This is a genomic window from Rhodohalobacter sp. 8-1, from assembly GCF_038150125.1.
Classification (GTDB): domain Bacteria; phylum Bacteroidota; class Rhodothermia; order Balneolales; family Balneolaceae; genus SW132.
Genome location: NZ_JBBVMF010000026.1, coordinates 1 through 15,680, shown reverse-complemented (window position 1 = coordinate 15,680; position 15,680 = coordinate 1). Strand labels below are relative to the sequence as shown.

10 protein-coding genes are annotated in these 15,680 nt (G+C 46.5%); 5 read left to right on the top strand and 5 right to left on the bottom strand.

All coding sequences use genetic code 11. From position 1 onward, the window contains the following. Positions 1-36: 36 nt before the first annotated feature. From AABW11_RS18065 to AABW11_RS18050, 4 genes are all read right to left on the bottom strand, one after another. Positions 37-1,353, bottom strand: a complete 1,317-nt coding sequence (locus AABW11_RS18065; protein WP_340106680.1) for a hypothetical protein — start codon at positions 1,351-1,353, stop codon at positions 37-39. 55 nt (positions 1,354-1,408) lie between these two features. Continuing rightward, on the bottom strand, positions 1,409-4,657 hold the full coding sequence (locus tag AABW11_RS18060; protein WP_340106678.1) for a SusC/RagA family TonB-linked outer membrane protein: 3,249 nt from the start codon (positions 4,655-4,657) through the stop codon (positions 1,409-1,411). Between the two features lie 761 nt (positions 4,658-5,418). After that, positions 5,419-6,720 (bottom strand): adenosylhomocysteinase, encoded by a 1,302-nt coding sequence (gene ahcY / locus AABW11_RS18055; RefSeq protein ID WP_340106676.1) that lies wholly within the window; start codon positions 6,718-6,720, stop codon positions 5,419-5,421. Positions 6,721-6,856: 136 nt separating this feature from the next. Beyond that, the gene (locus AABW11_RS18050; protein WP_340106674.1) at positions 6,857-7,420 is read right to left on the bottom strand and encodes a TlpA family protein disulfide reductase; all 564 of its coding nucleotides are present in this window, start codon (positions 7,418-7,420) and stop codon (positions 6,857-6,859) included. Positions 7,421-7,624: 204 nt separating this feature from the next. On the opposite strand from AABW11_RS18050, the gene lhgO reads away from it, so the two are divergent. Beyond that, positions 7,625-8,842, top strand: a complete 1,218-nt coding sequence (lhgO, locus tag AABW11_RS18045) for an L-2-hydroxyglutarate oxidase (protein WP_340106672.1) — start codon at positions 7,625-7,627, stop codon at positions 8,840-8,842. Positions 8,843-9,302: 460 nt separating this feature from the next. Here the strand turns inward: lhgO and bshA are convergent, their stop codons facing one another. Beyond that, complete coding sequence (gene bshA / locus AABW11_RS18040; protein ID WP_340106670.1) at positions 9,303-10,448, bottom strand: N-acetyl-alpha-D-glucosaminyl L-malate synthase BshA; 1,146 nt, start codon at positions 10,446-10,448, stop codon at positions 9,303-9,305. Positions 10,449-10,755: 307 nt separating this feature from the next. On the opposite strand from bshA, the gene AABW11_RS18035 reads away from it, so the two are divergent. The 4 genes from AABW11_RS18035 to AABW11_RS18020 all read left to right on the top strand — a co-directional run bounded on the left by AABW11_RS18035 (position 10,756) and on the right by AABW11_RS18020 (position 15,019). Next, positions 10,756-11,514 (top strand): YebC/PmpR family DNA-binding transcriptional regulator, encoded by a 759-nt coding sequence (locus AABW11_RS18035; RefSeq protein WP_340106668.1) that lies wholly within the window; start codon positions 10,756-10,758, stop codon positions 11,512-11,514. Between the two features lie 250 nt (positions 11,515-11,764). Further along, a complete protein-coding gene (locus AABW11_RS18030) occupies positions 11,765-12,484 on the top strand; it encodes a tetratricopeptide repeat protein (protein ID WP_340106666.1) in 720 nt (239 codons plus the stop codon). After that, positions 12,468-14,255, top strand: coding sequence for a BatD family protein (locus AABW11_RS18025; RefSeq protein ID WP_340106664.1), 1,788 nt, complete (start codon positions 12,468-12,470; stop codon positions 14,253-14,255). Before AABW11_RS18030 ends, AABW11_RS18025 begins: the two co-directional genes overlap by 17 nt. Then, positions 14,252-15,019: an SH3 domain-containing protein gene (locus tag AABW11_RS18020; RefSeq protein ID WP_340106662.1), complete on the top strand. Its 768-nt coding sequence runs from the start codon at positions 14,252-14,254 to the stop codon at positions 15,017-15,019. Before AABW11_RS18025 ends, AABW11_RS18020 begins: the two co-directional genes overlap by 4 nt. Positions 15,020-15,680: the final 661 nt, after the last annotated feature.

The window sequence follows — 15,680 nt, the reverse complement described above, 5'->3', positions numbered from 1 at the left end:
TTAAATGTGTTCTCATAAGAAGGTAGTTCTTGCCTTTTAATCCCCAAAATCAACATTTGGGTTTGAAGTTATTTCTGAGTTGGTAATCGGGAAGAACACGCCGGGCGTGACACGTGATGAATTCCACTGGGGCGAGGTTTTCCCAAACCTGTAGAGATCCGCAAGTCGCCGTCCCTGCAAAAAGAGATTCACCTGTCTGGAGTGTTCCAGAAGGTCTCTTGCAGATACCTGGCCACTGAAATCTGTCAATTCATCCAGAGCTCTGAGGTTGTTGATAGCAGTTGTAAAGTCACCGTTATCCTCGCGGGCCGCTGCATCTTCTGCTATGATGAGGTGCAGTTCCCGGGCTGATACGATTGTATAATCTGCGTACTCAGCCGCCGACGTGAACTCTTCGACCTGTTCTACCAGGAATGGCGCCGGAATCTCATCGATCGGATCCTGCAAAGTAACACTGTCGACCCTGGTATTTTCTGAATTTGGCTCTGCGAATGCTTCAGATATCCGGAGTTCGAGTCGTTCATTCACCTGGAAAGCAAGATTATTGCTTGGAGTTGCTGAGGTAACCTCGATCTGGAATCGCCAGTTAGCTTCCTCGCCAATCGCCGCCAGGGCTTCTCGAGCTGCGGTTACCGCCTCTGAACTTTCAACAAGTGGACTCTGGGTGTTCAGCTGAGGTTTCAATCGGTTCCAAAGTGCACGCGAATAGAGAGCCCGGGCTCTTATAGCTTTCAGATTTGTCTCCCATGCCGACCCGTTAGTCGCCAGTGCAATTCCTTCGTCTGTATACTCAATCGCTGTATCGATCAATTCATAGAGGTTTTCCCTGCCAATGGGCTCCCCAGCTTCCTGACGATCTGAGATCACAAAATTATCAAACGATTCAGCAATACTCAGGTATGTTACTGCCCCATACAGATAACTTCGAACGAGCGGAGTTATACTCTGCAGGGAACCTTGCTCACGGAACCCTTCAAGTCGATGGATGGCATTATCTGCGGTCCAGCGTGCCTCGTTGATGGAGGCGTATGCACCGTCTACAAACTCATTAAGCGGATCATCGGTTTCACCATGATTCAGCGCAAGCCAGGCGTCGCGGGTTCCAATCCACGTAAGTTCATCTGTTACCGTGGAGTAAGGAGCGAGCAGATCACCCAGGGCGTTAGTGAGCGTTGCCTCAGCTCCGTTGGCTATTGCCGGTGCCGCCGCAGGATTATCCAGGTCTTCTTCGACGAGGCTGTTAGGATTTTCCACGTTAAGAATATCGCATGCAAGCAGCCCAAACCCTGTAAAGAATATGACTGCTATTGATGGTAATTTCAATTGAAAAAATGGGGCTGTTTTATCTTTCATGATCTTCTTTGTCTTATTTTCAGGTTTGTGAAAATTTGTTCTGAATCTGTTCATTTTATATCCCCAGTTTTAGTGTGAATAACAATCGTCGCGGCAGCGGCATGTTCCAGGCGTCAGTTCCGAGAAGGAAATTATTTTCAAGATTATTACCACCACCACGTCCGATGGCATTCACTTCGGGATCCACCCCCGGATACTTCGTCCAGAGCGCAAGATTTCGTCCCGATACAGTAAAGGAAGCATTTCTAATATTCAGTCTGTCAGTTACATTAGAGGTAAGTTCATAGCTAAAACTTACCTCTCTGAAACGAATAAAATCTGCCGGCTGAATGACATTTAACCCGGCAAACGGGTCAAGAGCAAGCAGATCATTGATCCACTCATTTGCGGCAGCCAATCTTACCTGACCGTTGTTTTGAGGATTGAAATCTGCATCCACGCCTCCGGTCATATAATCGCGCTCGACGCGAGCAGCATCCGGCGTATTCCGTCCGATTCCCGCACTTCGCTGACGAAACCCATCGGTCAGATTATTGACGTAGTAATTTCCGGCCCGATACTCAAACAGCGTGTAGAGCTTGAAATTCTTGAACTGAACGGTACCGCCAAACGATCCCTGCCAGTCGGGTGTGGGTTTTCCAAGGTGATGATCAAGCGGGTCGCCGTCTCCATCCTCATCAGCCAGAAGCACATAGTTGTTCAGATCTTCGAGACTCGCCGTTTCCGGTGTCAGGCTGTTAAGATAGTCCAGCACAAGATCAGTGTTTGCCGGCACTCCTGCAGAAACTCCTGAGGCATCGCGCCCAAGAGCTTCAAGCAGGCCTCTTTGATCGAGTGGAAGGTGTCCTGATGGAGCGTCCTGAAGTTTAGCGCCAAAGTTAGTTCCGGGAGCATAACCCTCTATCAAAAATTGCCGGTATCGTGGGTAACTGCCGCCCACTTTGATAGGAGCCGCACCACCGAGATCCGTCACCTGCTCCCATAGGTAGGCCGCATTTGTAAAAATGTCTGCAGACCAGTTTGTTTTATTTAACAGGTTCAGCTGAAGGCCAAGCTCAAGGCCTTTACCTTTCAACTCGCCAATGTTATCAAGCTGTGGCTGCAGAAATCCGCCGCTCGTAGGGAAGTTCCGCTGCACAAGAGCGTCTCTCACTGTTCGGTCCCAGTAGGTGGCTTCTGCTGTAATTCGCTCGCTGAATAATCCGGCATCGAGGCCAAACTCATATTCAGTAGACACTTCCGGCCGCAGGTTCGGATTCCCGAGATTTTCAGGAACAATGCCTGCTCCATTTGCCGATGTCAGTGAGGTGTAAGTCGTGAGCGCATCAAATGCACCGGGCTGGAGTCCGGATTGACCCACAGCGGCACGTACCCTGAGTGAGGATACCAGGTTTGATTGCTGCCAGAACGGGGCATCCGACAGAACAAAGGAAATCGAGGCTTTTGGATAAAACACGCTATTAAATTCTGCTCCAAATGCACTGTGTGCATCAAACCGTCCGCCAACGGTGGCAAATATATAATCATCGAATCCAAGCTGCTCCTGAATAAACAGGCCCAGTTGTGTCTCCTCAATATATTGTTCGGACAGATTTTGATTTGCTGCTGCGCCTGACACATTCAGGCCTGGTCCCGGAAAATCAACGGCCGTTCCGCTTCTAACCAGGTTCTGTTGCTGATACACCTGGAAACCGCTGATCAATGTCGACTCAAATCGTTCTCCAAGCTGATTTTGTGCCGTCGCTTTTACATCGGCTGTCAGATTGAGATTTGAACGCTCAGACGTTCGTCGTGCTCCTTCCGTTTCGATACTGGCATAATCATTAATATTCCAGCCAAACGGGCGCGAAGATTCACTAAACTGGCTCGTATAACTTGCCCCAAATGTCCCGTCGATCGTTAAATAGTCCAGCGGGCGGTAATTGATTCCAAGGCTGCTGTTAAAGGAATTCACATCCTGGCTGACGGACTGCTGAAGTCTTTCTTGGAGAGTTGCGCTGTATGATGCGCCTGAGCGGTTTTTAAAACCAACCAGTTCCGGTTTACCATGAATAGCACCGGAGGTAACTCCCTGTACGTTGTTTCCTGTTTGAAACGTTTCGAGACCGGTATCACTGTAGGATGTTCCAAACCGAATCTGCAGGTTATCCGCCGGAAATACGCTGATGTTGGCAGAGGTTTGAAACCGGCTTAACTGGTCTTCCGCCAGCGGGCCAAATCCTTCGGGATAGGGAATATTATCTCCACTGTGCGGGCCATCTTCTCCTGTCCACCGAAAGTTTACAAAATAAGTGATACCCTCGCGGCCACCACTCAGAGATCCGGAATACTCCTGGTTGTACCCTGTTTCGTAAAGCTGATGAACATAGTTTTCCGAGACAAGTTCATAAGGACTGATCGTGCCATCAAAGTACACGCTCATTGTGTCGGCCTGGGCCTGTGATCTTGCAAACCCGGTATTATCCGGAAAGTTTTTCGGATAGCTGATTAACCCCTGTGAGACCCTGAAATCAAACTGCGAGTCATCAACCCGGCCATTTTTGGTAAACACCTGGATCACTCCGTTGGATGCTTCTGTACCATAGAGGGTTGCTGCGGCTGCACCTTTCAGTACTTCAATCCGGTCAATCGATTCAGGGTTGATGTCATCCAGCCTTGACGGTGATGCACTTCCCCCGGCACTAACTGAGCCGCCAAATCCACCACCGGCATCTACACGAATCCCATCAACAAAAACGATGGGTTCATTGCTCTGAGAAAGACTGGACGATCCGCGGATTCTGATTCGCGATCCTTCTCCTGTTACACCGCTTGACGGCAATCCTACCATTCCCGGAATGCGTCCCTGGAGTGCATCTGAAAAATTTTGGAGCGGACTGTTTTGAAGTGTTTCTGCATCGATCACGCCAACCGTATTTCCCAGCTTTTTAACTTCTACGGGGCCTCCTGTTCCGGTAACGACGACGGCATCGAGATTTAGCGAACCCTGAGAAAGCTCGATATCGACAGTAAGGGAAGATCCTTGTTCAACTGTAACTTCCCTGTTTACAGGCCGATAGCCCACAAATCGTACGATTAAATTATAGCTTCCCGGCTCTATATTTTCGATGGTATAGTTTCCATCTGCGTCGGTAGACGTTCCCCGGCTTGTTCCTTCCAGGAGCAGATTCACTCCGGGAATAGCTTCATCGTCGATCGCGGACGTGACCGTTCCCGAGATGCTTCCCTGGGAATGACTGTCATTGGGCCCTAAAATCGCAATAAGAAGGGTAAGAGTTAGAAATAGTATCCAATTGGTATTCATCTGTTTATCTGTTGAGTTTGATGTGGTTGCGGTTACTTGTTTGAAATGATGCCGCACATCAACAGGGAAACAGGCGTTCAAAAAAAACGCCCGCTCACCTGAAATGATGAGCGGGCGTTTTTAAAATCAAAAGGTCTTTAATTCATTACCTGAGATATCCACTATCATTCCAACGGATGCAGTTCATACAGCACATCTGCATTTGCATAGCACACATCATCTTGCACGCGTTGGATTGAAGGTTAAATGTCATCAGGTAAAAATGTTTTTCGATTTTTCGATTTCGCGAAGTATAGCGGATGAAGTTTATAAATCAAAAAGAAATTGACGTTTTGTGAATTAAAAGCGGTTCCAATTTATCTTTGACTACGCTGCCGCCTATAATTGTCGAAAATGGTGTGTGATTTTGATCCAATATTCTTTCTCGATTATCCCGTTATGGAAATAGCTTTTTATCTCATTTAGCTTTTGCAGATCCTTCTCTGAGCCATCAACTACAATGGCTCGATCAGGATGACAGGCTCATTAGATAACAAGCGGGCGGTGTGGGCACAGTAGTCGATTTTTTAATATGGCCACGTCGTCACGCCGCCCTATTTCCCAGAAGAAACTGAAAAAGCAACACATGCTGTCTTATCGAATGTCTAAATGTACCATCAAACTTTCCAGTAGATCCACTTTCAAAAATATCAGCCACAAACAGAAAAAGCCACGCTTCTACACGTGGCTTTTTGCTAAATAAGGTCGGGTTTGATCGAAAATTAGTACCGGTAGTGCTCAGGCTTGTATGGACCTTCCTGCGGAACACCGATATATTCGGACTGTTCATCAGAAAGCTCTTCGAGCTCAACACCAATTTTCTGAAGGTGCAGACGCGCTACTTTTTCATCAAGATGTTTTGGCAGTACGTGTACACCCACCTCAAATTCTTCATTCCAAAGGGCAATTTGCGCCATGGTTTGATTGGTAAAACTGTTGCTCATTACAAAACTTGGATGGCCGGTGGCGTTTCCAAGATTCATCAGGCGTCCCTGCGAAAGCAGGATCAGCTCTTTACCATCTTCAAGTTTAAAGAGATCTACCTGCGGCTTGATGTTCTCCTCTTCAGAGTTCGCTTTCAGCCATTTCACATCGATTTCATTATCGAAATGACCGATGTTACCGACAATTGCTTTGTCTTTCATCAGGCGGAAATGCTCTTCCGTGAGAATGTCTTTGTTTCCGGTCGCTGTTACTACAATATCAGCTTCCTTAACTGCGTCAATCATTTTCTTGACTTCATAGCCGTCCATTGCGGCCTGAAGCGCACAAATTGGATCAATTTCAGTAACGATCACACGAGCTCCGGCTCCCCGAAGAGAGGCTGCAGAGCCTTTACCCACATCGCCATACCCGGCAACAACGGCTACTTTCCCAGCCATCATTACGTCTGTAGCGCGGCGAATTGCGTCTGAACATGATTCCCGGCAGCCGTACTTGTTATCGAACTTCGATTTTGTAACCGAATCGTTAACATTAATTGCAGGTATTGTGAGAGTATCATTTTTCATTCTTTCATAAAGGCGAAGAACACCAGTTGTGGTCTCTTCAGAAATACCACGGATGTTTTGAGCCAGTTCGGGATATTTATCAAGTACAAGATTCGTCAAATCACCACCATCATCCAGAATCATATTCAAAGGCTGGCCATCTTCAAAAAAGAGTGTCTGTTCAATGCACCATTCGTACTCTTCTTCTGTCATTCCTTTCCACGCATACACAGGCACACCGGACTCAGCAATAGCAGCCGCCGCATGATCCTGAGTTGAGTAAATATTACATGAAGACCACTGTACTTCTGCACCGAGCTCTACAAGCGTTTCAATCAATACAGCCGTCTGTACGGTCATGTGCAAACATCCCGCAATACGGGCACCTTTTAGTGGTTTTTCCTCCCCAAACTCATCTCGCGTTGCAATCAGGCCGGGCATTTCAGCTTCCGCCAGGCGAATTTCCTGACGGCCAAATTTAGCCTGCGTTATATCTTTAACTTTATATGGTAATTTGTCGACTTCTTTTTCCATCAAACTTTTTTTTGTAATTGTATTTTTGGATCGTCTACTTAACAGATAACCTTAAAAAAGTGTTCATTAAAAGTGAATAATTCTTCCCATTCACGGTAACACTTTTATGGTCAAATCTTTAGAGGCATGTGCTTTCTTAGAAATATTCCTGAATTTTTGCTTCTGTCTTATTGTAGTCTCCTTCGCGCCCTCTCGAACCCATTTCAATTTCAAGGAGTTCACCGCTGGGTGAAATGAAAACTTTAAACGGAATACCTGCGCCGCCAAGCTCTTCAAACACTCCGTTTTCGTCATACAGCCACGTAAAGGGATAGTCATTTTCTTCAGCAAACGCCCGGGCTTCCTCGGGCCCTTCGGTTAATCCAACGGTAACGGCGAGTACTTCAAACTGATCAGGATACTCTTCGCGAAGATCTGCCATCGCCGGAAACACCTGCAGGCACGGTCCACACCACGATTCCCAAAAATCAATCAGTACAAGTTTGCCCTCAAACTGATCAAGTTCAACAGGATTGCCATCAAGGTCCGTAAACGTTGCATTCTCAATAATAGCCCTCTGTTCAGTCAGGTCCTGTCCGGGAACACCGGATGTTTCTGAACTGGAAGAGGTTTGTTGCTGTTCTGAAGATTCCTGAGAACACCCGCCCAAAAGCATCAAAGCCGCTGAGCAGATAAATAAAATAAAACTCTTTATATTCATGAAGTGATTATTTTTTATCGGTAAAACTTGTCGTTGATTACATCCTATAAATATAGCATTTATTCAACGGAATATCTGCACTTAATGGTGCCCTCCAATTTTACTTTTTCGTAACGCTGGTCTTGCCATCGGTTACCTTTTGATTTGTTCTCAATAAAATCATGGTCTATCTTTTTGAGATAAATTTAATAACAGGTTTAATAAATGGATACTCATCCTACTTTTGATATCACCATCATCGGGGCAGGAATTGTCGGACTTTCATCTGCCTATAAATTTACTCTCGCTCACCCAGAGCTGAGCATACTCGTTCTTGAAAAAGAAAATGACGTGGCCGTGCATCAAACCGGCCGGAATTCCGGTGTCATTCATTCCGGGATCTATTATACACCCGGTTCCTACAAAGCAAAGAACTGCATCAACGGACGGCACCAACTCGTTGATTTTTGCAAAGAACATGGGGTGGAGTACGACATTTGCGGAAAAGTGATTGTTGCTACTGATGAGGAAGAACGACCGAGGCTCCATGGCATTTACGAACGTGGTCTTGAAAACGGCATCGAAGGAATTGAGCTCATTGGCGAAAAAGAACTCCACGATATTGAACCCTATGTTAATGGCGTTGAGGCTATTCGGGTCCCCTGTGCAGGAATTGTTGACTACAGGGGTGTCTGCCGGGTACTCGCAGATTTGATCACATCTCCATCAGACAACAAAATACTCTTCAATCGTAAAGTGGCCGGTGTTTTTTCAGAAAACGGGCACCTGAGGGTTCAAACTGAAAAAGAGAATTTCCAGACAAAACAGGTTATCAATTGCGCGGGATTACAGAGCGACCTGGTGGCAAAATCAGCCGGTGTTGATCCCCAAATTCAAATTGTTCCATTTCGGGGCGAATACTATGAACTCACGCCCGATGCTGAACACAAAGTTAAAGGATTGATTTATCCACTGCCCAATCCTGAGTTCCCATTCTTGGGTGTTCATTTTACGCGAATGGCACTAGGCGGGGTTGAATGCGGCCCCAACGCTGTGTTTGCATTTAACCGTGAGGGGTACGACAAAACTTCCTTCAATTTCCAGGATACCATTGAAACAGTTAATTTTCCCGGCTTCTGGAAGCTCGCAGGCAAGCACTGGCAGCAGGGAATTGACGAATATTACCGCTCGTTTTCGAAGCGGGCATTCTTAGAAAACCTCCAAAAACTCATCCCCTCTATAACAATTAATGATATTACGCCATCACCGGCTGGGGTGCGGGCTATGGCGCTCAAAAAGAATGGCGACATACTGGATGATTTTTGGATCAAAAAACGCCAGGACCAGGTTCATGTGTTAAATGCGCCGAGTCCGGCTGCTACTGCTGGACTGGCTATTGGAGACCAGGTTGTAGAGCAACTTACTTTGGATCCAACAAGTTGATCAAAAATTTAGGTTCTACCGGAAAGTTTGTGGGCAATTAAAATAACCCTGTAAGGATATTTTCTCATAAAATCTAATAAAAGCGATTGACTCGTGCAGCTGATAAGCACTGTAATTAATTGCGGTTGATAGTGCGAGACTGTCTGCTTTTACAGATTCTTTGCCCTGGGCATCCCTCACGGGGCAGGCAGAATGACGTCAAATTAAAAGGATGAAACGGCGGCGTGATCACACATCAGGAATGAACATCTAAGTCGTAACCACGCCGCCTACGCGTCAACTAATGAGCGTGTCATCCTGAACACGCGACCCGTGGTTTTCGGGGCGAGTGGTCCCGAAGGGATGCAATCAAAGGATCTGCAATAGCGTTAAGTTTGATAAGTGACGACATTTAATATGATTGAATCGATCGTTCATAAATTTTACAACCACCCCACGATGTTTCTGGTAGAACCAAAAGTTATTGGGCTGAACTTAATAAGCTTTCGCGAACTTTTTTATAATAGTCCTCGTACACCTCAACAATTCGGCTCTGTTCAAAATGCTCCGCTCTTTTCCGTGCATTTTTAGATAATTCAGAATGCAATTCTTCATCTTTCAGAATTTTCAGTGAGTAGTCGCCCATAGCGTCTATATCACCGAGCTCACACAGAAAACCCGTTTCTCCGTGAACATTCACTTCCGGTAATCCGCCGATATTTGAGCTTATCACAGGTACGCCGCAACTCATGGCTTCAAGTGCTGCAAGGCCGAATGTTTCACTGCCGGATGGAATCAAAAACAGGTCGCTGATTGAGAGCACCTCTTCAACCTGCTCCTGCTTACCCAAAAATCGAACTTTGCCGCAGACTTTCAGTTCCCGGCATCTCTGTTCGGCCCGTTGCCGGTCTGGACCGTCACCCACCATCAAAAGCGTGGCGTCTACACCCCCTTCAACTATTTTGTGGAACGTAGACACAACATCCGGCACCCGTTTCACTTCCCTGAAGTTCGAGACGTGCGTGATCACTTTTTCACCATTCGGGCAAAGAGCTTTTTTGAAGTGGTTTTTGTCGGATTTCTTAAACCGGTCAAGATCTATAAAATTCGGAATGACCTCTATCTTCTTTTTGATATCAAATTTTTTATAGGTTTCCTCCCTTAAGTACTCACTAACAGCCGTTACTCCGTCGCTTTGATTGATGGAAAAATCAACCACATCTTTGTAACTTGGGTCGCTTCCAATCAGGGTAATATCTGTTCCGTGGAGTGTGGTAATAATCGGCACGTGCTGTGCCTGTTCTCCCAATATCTGCTTAGCGAGATATGCACTGGTGGCGTGCGGAATCGCATAGTGGACATGAAGTACTTCAAGTTTCTCAAACTTTATCAGATCAACCATTACATTGGCCAGCGCAAGGTCATAGGGCGGATATTCAAAGAGCGGGTAGCTGCTCAGGTCTACTTCATGAAAGGTGATATCGGTCCGAAGCGAGTCTAACCGGGCGGGCCGTGAATAGCTTAAAATGTGAAGTTTATGCCCTTTATTGGCGAGCCCTTTCGCGAGCTCTGTAGCTACAACACCGCTTCCACCAAATGTTGGGTAACAAACAATTCCTATATTCATTTTTACAATTTTTACCCTATAAATTTACAGTCTAAATTTACACAAAATAAGTGAGGGATACGTTCGGCTACTTTGTAAACGTTTGTGATACTGCGGAACGTTACCTGATGCCCGTAATATTAACTTGTGTACAGTCTGAATTGGTTTTCAACAAATCCCGAGACCGTTTATAAATCTCCGGGTACACTATCTACCGATACAGCCATTGCAGCTCGCCAGGATTTATTCGGCATTAGGTGAAAATTAGCTTTTCCCTTATATTCAAAATTGACAAAAAATCCATTTCAAGCATATAGCTCTATTAATTATGGCAGGACATTCCAAATGGGCCAACATCAAGCACAAGAAGGCGAAAGAAGACGCTAAACGCGCTAAAGCCTTCACCAAGCATATCCGTGAAATAACCGTAGCGGCGCGTGAAGGCGGTGGTGATCCGGACGCAAACCCACGGCTTTCACTGGCTATAGAGAACGCCAAAGCTGTCAATTTACCCAAAGATAATATTGAAAGAGCCATCAAGAAAGGCACCGGCGAGCTTGATGACGGGTCGGGAAATTATGAAGAAGTGACCTACGAAGGGTACGGCCCCGGCGGTATCGCTTATTTCATTGAGGCAACAAGCAATAATCTTAATCGAACCGTTGGCGAAATTCGACATATCTTTACCAAGCATGGCGGTAACCTGGGGACTGACGGTTCAGTGGCCTATATGTTTGATCAAAAAGGATCCATCAAAATAGAAAATTCCGAGCTCGACGATGAAGAACTGATGCTGATCGCTATCGAAGCCGGTGCTGAGGATGTTATAAATGAAGATGACTTTGTTGAGATCATTACGGCACGTGAAGATTTGTTTGATGTAAGCAATGCACTCGAAGAGCAGGGAATTGAGATTGAATCGGCAAATTTGATTCGTATTCCCGCCACCGAAGTCAAAGCCGAGCCCGATACCGCACGTACCAATCTTAAAATGATGGACAGTTTTGATGAGAATGATGATGTTTCAGAGATTTTTACGAATATGAAAATGGATGATGAAACGTTAGAACTTGCCGAAACCGAGTAACGTTAAGTCAAATATGAAATGTCGTAAGCAACCTGTCCGCCGAAGGTACTGCCACAGCGTTACACCCACTGCCCCGAAGGGATCCCTATGGGGGATCTGACAGCGTTGTTTTTGACGCTGACATCCCGAGGGGTCGGGACGGAAAAGCCCCGAGGGATCGGCAATGCTGTCAGGTCTTTATTCGACAAATGAGAATTGAATGACACTAATTTCATAGTTCGCTCAAATTCACAATAAATTATTTACGAATATGAGAATTTTTATTCTGATTCTTCTTACTGCCGTGCTTTCAGCATCTTCCCTGAACGATGCGAGGAAAGCGAATGACGCGTTTCGAAGCGGGGATTATGAAATGGCCGTGGAACTCTACAGAAAGGCGATTGACGAAAACCCGGATGATGCACGCCTTCATTATAACCTCGGCAGTGCACTGGCGAAATTAGGAGAATCGGAAGCTTCCGTTCAGTCATTTCAGATGGCCAAACAGCTTATGACTGACCCGGAAGAAAAAGCCCGGGCCGATTACAATGCAGGCACAGCCCTGTCAGAAGCAGAAATGTACGATGAAGCCCTTGATTTCTACCGCAGCGCACTGAAAAATAATCCCGGCGACCCGGATGCTAAGCATAACTACGAGATGTCGGTGAAGAAACAACAAGAACAAGAGCAGCAACAACAGCAGGATTCATCTGATAATCAGGATGAAAATGAAGAAGAACAGGAGCAGGACCAAAACCAACAAGATCAGCAGCAGAATCAGGATCAGGATCAGGATCAGCAGGATAATGAAAGTGAGGGATCTCCCCAGGACCAGGAAGCCGGAGAACAGAATCTGCCTCAGCCCGATGAAATTAGCCGCGAGGAAGCCGAAAATATTTTAAATGCCCTCGAACAGCTCGAGCGACAACTACTTGAAAATAGGAAAAAAGAAGCCGAAGACCCCGGATCCACAAATGATAAAGATTGGTAATTATTTAAACGGACCCACACTGTTTCTTTTCCTGATGCTTGCCCTGTCTGCCCTCCACCCTACCCGGGCACAGGCCCAGGATGTCTCTCTGGATGCGGTGCTATCGGAAACCAAAATATTTACAGGCGAACAGTTTACACTCAGCATTGAGGTGCAGAGTTCAGGTACGCACAGTACTCAGCTTCCACAGCTTCCGGTTATTAATGGTGCGCACGTCATATCGTCGAACCCGTCCAGGAGCACGAGCATTTCGATTGTTAATGGACAAACCTCACGCACTACCTCGTACATTTACACACTTATAGCCACAAGTATCGGTACTTACACATTGCCGGCCATTGAGGTTGTCGTTGATGGAGAAATTCGTCGAACCGATCCCATCAGCTTTGAGGTGATTGAAAAAGGAAATCTTTCAGACACCGGGCCGCAGATGCCCGACATTTTTGTGCAGGTTGAGGTCGATGATAAAGAACCTGTACCGGGCCAGCAAATCGTAGCCGATATCGTCCTCTATTTTAAACAGGGTATTGAAGTCACCTCATTTCAGCCGTCTTTTGGGTGGAGCACCGATGGTTTCTGGAAAGAGGATCTTGAAAATGCATCACAGCCCCGGGCTGAATCCACTATTTTGAGCGGCGTGCGCTACAGGAAAGCGACGCTTTTGCGATACGCACTTTTTCCATCTCGTAGCGGTTCACTTACGCTGAATGAATATGGCCTCACCGTCGGAATGCGTACACAAACCAGCCGGAATGATCCATTTGGCAGTTTTTTCGGATCCGGGACAAACCAGCGACGGGTTGAATTAACATCTGAACCTGTTGAACTCACGGTTCGGCCCCTTCCCGAACGGGATGAATCCTCTGTAAACATTAATGCTGTCGGTGATATTCAGGTTGAGCGGACTGTGAATAAAACACGCATTGAAGCGGGTGAGACGTTCGAGCTGGAAACCCGAATTTCTGGGGAAGGAAATATTCCGCTGATCCGCCGGCCTGAATTTACGATCCCTGAAGAAATCGAAACGTTCACACCTAACGAAACCAACTCTATTGAACGCGTTGGCCTGACGATACGTGGCGAAAAAATTTATACCCAGCAGCTTGTAACCCGTACCCCCGGCTCGCTTACTATCCCGTCGGCAAAAGTGGCTGTTTTTGACCCGGCTACCGGCCGATATAGATATCGAACGCTTCCGGCCATTGAGCTGGAAGTGACGCCCGCACCCGCCACTGTATCTTCGGCAGACACGCCTGCAAACGTTCTCCAGCCTGTAACAGGCCTTGCCTCATGGCAAGCTGTTCAATCGCCTGCTGTGTATCAGCGGGCTTGGTTTTGGATATTTCTGCTGATTCCGGTATTAGCACTGATCATCGGCCGGTGGAGAAAATATTACATCGACCGCCTTATGGGGGATAATAAATTCCGCCGATCTGAATTTGCTGAGAAAATTGCATCAGAACGCCTCGAGCTGGCGAAATCTAAACTGGCAGATGGCGAAGACACAAAAGAGCTGTACAGTCAAATTCATAAAGCCGTGTCGGGCTACGTGAGCGATAAGCTTGGCCTTCCCGAAGCGGGCTTGAGCGACAATGAAATCATTGAAAACGTTGAGCAGCAATCCGTGAATGGGCAGACACTGAAATCAACGAAGTACATTCTTGATAAATGCAATACCATCAGCTTTGCCCCAACGGCCGGAAAAGATGATATCGAATCTGATATTCAGAAAGCAGAAGAACTTATCACCAGTTTAAAGAAGGCACTTTGAAACATTTTATCTCCATAATGATCCTGTTCCTTGGATTTCAGGCAGCTGCTGCGTTTGGACAGCAAGCCGCGTTCGACCGGGCTACCACTTTGCTTGAGGAACAGCAGTACTCAGATGCAATCAATCAGTATAAAAATATTTACCAGGAAGGATATGAATCAGGCGCGCTCTGGTTAAATTTAGGTGTTGCCTACGCTCAGCTCGACAGTCTTGGAAAAGCAAAATTCTACATGCTGCGAGCTTCAGAGTTCAGTGAAACAGAGGAACTTGCAAGACAATCGCTTGACGTGATCGAAAACAGATTAAGCCGCCGGTCTGCCGTGTTGCCAATGCTCCCATGGGATCGATTTTTTGAATTTCTGGATCATTACCCCGGTCGCACCGGTTTGATGGTCCTCGGGCTCCTGTTTCTGAATTTAACAGCGGCCTTTATGCTTGCGGCTTGGTTTCGACCCGGCTTAAAAAAATTCTTCAAGCGGCTTAGCTCCGTTTCCGCTGTACTTACGATTATGCTTCTCTTCTTTTCCATTTTCCTGTCTCTGCAGGACAACTGGTATGATGTGGGTGTGATCGTGAAGAATGAAGCAACCGTTTACGATCAGCCGGCTACCGACTCTGCAATTGTAAGTACTGCGTATGAAGGATACACCATGCGGGTTCACACCACCGAGCGGGCGCCCGAGGCAGACGGAGATTGGTATTACGTGAGGCTGGCAAATGGCCTTTATGGATGGGTTGACCGCCAGGCTGTTCTGACGTATTAGACTTAGCGAGGCTGTCCAAAAAGTTCGTCATCCCGCGTTTGACGCGGGATCTCCCCTCTCAAAAGAGTCAGGAGATGCCGGATCGGGTCCGGCATGACGATATTAATAGATACATTTTTTGATGCCCGCACACTTTTTGGACAGCTTAGTTGGGAAGAGCCAGCACATTCCCGTTAATCCGCGAAGCGGATGACACCTAGGTCGATCCTGAAACACCCCAATGTTCAATAATAGAGCATCTACATAATTGTTTTTATTGGCCTATAATTTTACAGTTGAAAATGCCGTACTCAGGAATATTACATAACTCAACTTCCGCAAAATGGGGATGTAGTGGCTACAAAATAAGTTTCATTTAAACCTGTAGACCACAGGCAAAAAGAATGGAATTCACTTATTCAGGGTTTAACCAGACCCGTTTCGGGGCGGCATATCCGTAGCCCTATTGGAATGCGCAGCATTTCCGTGGGGTATAATGATGCCTCGTTGAAAAGAAGCTCCGTAGTAGGTGCGGCATCATTCGGAATCTGAATTCACCCTCAGTCATAAAATTCGAACAGATCATCTGAATCGGATTCAATAAAATAATGTAGGGTAAAGAGGGTATGGTCCTTTTGCAAGGGCGCGGATATACCGCACCTACGGCGCTCCCAAATTTTAG

Excerpts from the sequence above, each read along its gene's own strand:
- AABW11_RS18030 (WP_340106666.1), top strand. The coding sequence starts at position 11,765 with ATGAGAATTTTTATTCTGATTCTTCTTACTGCCGTGCTTTCAGCATCT.
- lhgO (WP_340106672.1), top strand. The coding sequence starts at position 7,625 with ATGGATACTCATCCTACTTTTGATATCACCATCATCGGGGCAGGAATT.
- AABW11_RS18060 (WP_340106678.1), bottom strand. The coding sequence starts at position 4,657 with ATGAATACCAATTGGATACTATTTCTAACTCTTACCCTTCTTATTGCG.
- AABW11_RS18035 (WP_340106668.1), top strand. The coding sequence starts at position 10,756 with ATGGCAGGACATTCCAAATGGGCCAACATCAAGCACAAGAAGGCGAAA.
- AABW11_RS18065 (WP_340106680.1), bottom strand. The coding sequence starts at position 1,353 with ATGAAAGATAAAACAGCCCCATTTTTTCAATTGAAATTACCATCAATA.
- AABW11_RS18025 (WP_340106664.1), top strand. The coding sequence starts at position 12,468 with ATGATAAAGATTGGTAATTATTTAAACGGACCCACACTGTTTCTTTTC.
- bshA (WP_340106670.1), bottom strand. The coding sequence starts at position 10,448 with ATGAATATAGGAATTGTTTGTTACCCAACATTTGGTGGAAGCGGTGTT.
- ahcY (WP_340106676.1), bottom strand. The coding sequence starts at position 6,720 with ATGGAAAAAGAAGTCGACAAATTACCATATAAAGTTAAAGATATAACG.
- AABW11_RS18050 (WP_340106674.1), bottom strand. The coding sequence starts at position 7,420 with ATGAATATAAAGAGTTTTATTTTATTTATCTGCTCAGCGGCTTTGATG.